Below are 3255 nucleotides of genomic sequence, written 5' to 3'. Positions count from 1 at the left end.
GAGTTTAGCGGTTCAGGCAGCTGTCAGCTATGGCATCGGATTATCGGCTCAGTTCAGCATTACTTTCCACCGCGGAGCTTTATATGTGATTGCCGCAGCCAAACTGGTCTGCGGCCCCGGTGCGTCAGGCAAAGTCGCCATCGCCCTTGATGCGCTCAACGTTGACCGCTTTATTCAATGCCTGCTCGCCATGCTCAATGAATCCGGCTTTAAACGCATTGAAGCTTTCGGTGAGGTGAATGAGCAAGGCCGCAATGAAGACTTTGAAGAGCTCAACCGCCGCCTGACCGTCGCGGTCGCACTCGGCCTGACTTTAGGTGAAGCTTTGCTGCTGCCGGCCAAAGCCCTGTCATTTATTCACAAAGATGGTTTGCAGGAAGATTATGCACCGTTAATCGCCAGACGGATCATCAAAAAAGATGAAGGCAAAGAGGGTAAAAAGAAAATTCAGATTTGGGTCTCTGATTTACCGCCTGAGACACTCTGCAACTTATTAGATTGCCTGAGTAACCAAAACAAAGGTGGCTTGTTCGAAAATGACGAAGAGAAAGTCGCCCGACAGAGTCAAGAAGTCGATAAGGCCTTAGCCATTGTGCAAATCCTCAAATGGATATCCCCAAAGACAGGTGCCAGTGAAGCGGATATTGAGAAGAAACGCCGACAGTTTGAAAAGACTCTGATCCGTATGGGGGGCAATTATGAATCCGCCCGGCTCCCGATGGAGCAATGGCGACGCTTCACCCAAAGTTGGATGCAATTAGAAAACTTCATCAATCATGTTTCTAAGATTATTGGGAATACTAAGATCATTAAGAACATTAGAACAGATTTTAACGACTTTAGTGGGATTCTATGTGGCAACATGAAACGCTACCACTATGAAGCCGAAGAGCACTCGGATGCAATTGCTCATTTTGTCGATGGCGAATATGACTACTTAACCATTCGGGTCGCCAAAGACGGTGACAAGCCACAAGTGATTGATGATCGGAAAAAACTGGAACAGACCATCAAAGAGACCGAAGACAAAGGTTACTTGTGGAACAAAACCACCTATAAACCGTGGAAAGAAAAAAACTGGACACTTTAAAGCATGAATATCAATAAAAAACTGATTTACAAAACACTGCTGACCATCGTTGGTGTGATTATTCTAGCGGTCGGTGGACTGATGGCCTACCTGATGATCCCTTCCGGTTTTCAGTCCCGGCAGGCAGAAGGCCCCAAGGTACTGACTGAGTTACTAGAAATGGCTCAGGAAAGCCAGCCATTTAACCCCGACCCGTATATCTCCAGTACCTATCGACCCGGAGATCCGCTGTATGAGCCCCTGCTATATATCCAAAGACATCGGCAGGGAAAAGCCGAAGAGCTGTTGCAACCCTTAGTCGAACAAGGCAATGCTGATGCGATGTATTGGTTGGCTCAAATCACCTATGACGATAGCTACTACTCCGGCGGCCCGGCGGCCAAGTTATTCCAGAAGTCAGCCGAGCTGGGGAATCCCTATGCCGCACTCCGTTTAGATAGCAACAACCGTGAATGCCAGATGTTTATGAGCGGTTACTGTGATCAAAAGTGGGGAAAACTCGGGCGAAAACTACTGCAAGAGCGGGCAGAGAAAGGCGATAAAAAAGCAGAGTATTATCTGCTTCAGTATGATGAAGACAGCTCAGAAGAGGTGCATAAAGAGCTGGAACGACTAATCACTGAAAATGCCAAAAATCATTATTATCAGCCATTGATGAGACTTATAAAGAATTATAAAGATAGAATGTATTTAACTTTTTTCAATAGAAGAGAGGCTATTTCTGCTGAAGAGAATAATTATATATCTGAGCTAGCATACCTTCCAGTCAATAATAACTTCCCACCAGCAATGACAAATATTGTTTTTTTTAATAGAGAATTCTATAAAAAACCATATTTATTAAAAGTAGTCAAGCAAAGTATGATGATAAATACAGAGCCATTCCTATGTATAAGATACTATACAGAAGTTGATAATACTGACAGAGATCATATTATAGATAGTGCGGCGTGTGCTACTGCTTCAGATCAATTAGAGAGCAGAGATGATCATTTAAGAAGGTTTAATTATATTCTTAAAGAAAACGGCTTAAAGCCTTTGAGTAAATTAGAAATTAATAATGCTCATAACAGAGCACAAGAAATAATAAATAATATGACACCTGTCATCTATATTGATGAAATGAATCCAAGACCATAATACTACAATAAGGAGGATCAGCAACCTGATCCCCCTTTTCTCCATTAAATCCCTTCTACGTCTTCTTTAATCAAATTCAGCTCATCAAACGTAATCAGATTATTGAGAAATAGCAGAATTTCACGCAATTCATTTTGGTCAACGGAAGGTGCGGTGCTGGTGGCAAGAAAATCAATCAGATAACCGCGAGCAGTCAGGTGTAAATCAAGATGATTAGACATAATGTCTCCTAGTGAAATTTTTTAGAAAACAACCACCAAGAGGTTCGAATCTCTGAGGTGGTGAACTGAACAAGGTTCGAACAACCATTCACTAGGACACGGCCTGACTAAGTCAGCCTCATTCAGCTCACCATAATACAGATGAGCGAAGGCTACATATAAATACAGACCAATACAAGCGTCGCTTTATATGCCTAGTGATGTCAATTGGGGTTCGAATCCCGACACCGGATTTTATCGGTGCAGATGGAGCGTAAGCAGTATCTGGTTTGCTGACGAGTCATAAGAAAATAAAGCGCGTGTCATAGCGTAAAATCTCATACTTTGCTCACACTGGGTGTGTCATTATTTTGCGAGTAATTTCACACTGTTATCTATCTCTATAAAAGTGAGATCTCCCTTCAGGAAAATCGCTTTTCTTCTCATTTATCAGTCATATTTTTGTTTTCATCAGGATTCATATAACCGTTTCGTTATAATAGCGCTGGCTCTGTTTTCGTCTGTAAAAATAAATAGATAAGCACATCCACATTCAGACAGAGCAGTTCATCTTCATCATTTGCTTATTTCACAATGTCAGGAAAAAACTATGGGGACTTTGAACTTCCGTCTTGTCAGTGGTGTCGGTGAAGCCTTGGTCGTCCGTGATTATCAGGGACATGAATCTATCTCTGATTCATTGGATGCACAGGGAAACCCGGTGTATGGCTTTCGCTATCACATCGAGCTGGCCAGCCGCGATTCCGGCATCAGTGCCGGGCAACTGGTTGATACCGCAGCCGTGCTGGAAGTCATCCGCAATGG

The 3255-nt window shown here is 43.0% G+C and carries 2 protein-coding genes and 2 pseudogenes; 3 read left to right on the top strand and 1 reads right to left on the bottom strand.

Going from position 1 to position 3255, the window contains the following annotated elements; genetic code table 11:
* A pseudogene (locus VR7878_RS21195) lies at positions 1-1090 on the top strand (hypothetical protein); the annotation flags it as partial.
* 3 nt (positions 1091-1093) lie between these two features.
* On the top strand, positions 1094-2230 hold the full coding sequence (locus tag VR7878_RS20615) for a tetratricopeptide repeat protein (protein WP_077337812.1): 1137 nt from the start codon (positions 1094-1096) through the stop codon (positions 2228-2230).
* Between the two features lie 44 nt (positions 2231-2274).
* Here VR7878_RS20615 and VR7878_RS21190 read toward each other — a convergent pair whose 3' ends face one another.
* The gene (locus VR7878_RS21190) at positions 2275-2451 is read right to left on the bottom strand and encodes a hypothetical protein (protein ID WP_159440518.1); all 177 of its coding nucleotides are present in this window, start codon (positions 2449-2451) and stop codon (positions 2275-2277) included.
* A gap of 589 nt (positions 2452-3040) precedes the next feature.
* Here VR7878_RS21190 and VR7878_RS20610 point away from each other — a divergent pair.
* Positions 3041-3255, top strand: a pseudogene (locus VR7878_RS20610) (type VI secretion system tip protein VgrG); the annotation flags it as partial.

This window comes from Vibrio ruber DSM 16370, assembly GCF_900163965.1.
Taxonomy (GTDB): domain Bacteria; phylum Pseudomonadota; class Gammaproteobacteria; order Enterobacterales; family Vibrionaceae; genus Vibrio; species Vibrio ruber.
Note: the sequence above shows the minus strand (reverse complement) of the source record. Positions and strands in the feature narration are given on the sequence as shown.

Coding starts and splice junctions, on each gene's coding strand:
- VR7878_RS21190 (WP_159440518.1), bottom strand. CDS start 2,451: ATGTCTAATCATCTTGATTTACACCTGACTGCTCGCGGTTATCTGATT.
- VR7878_RS20615 (WP_077337812.1), top strand. CDS start 1,094: ATGAATATCAATAAAAAACTGATTTACAAAACACTGCTGACCATCGTT.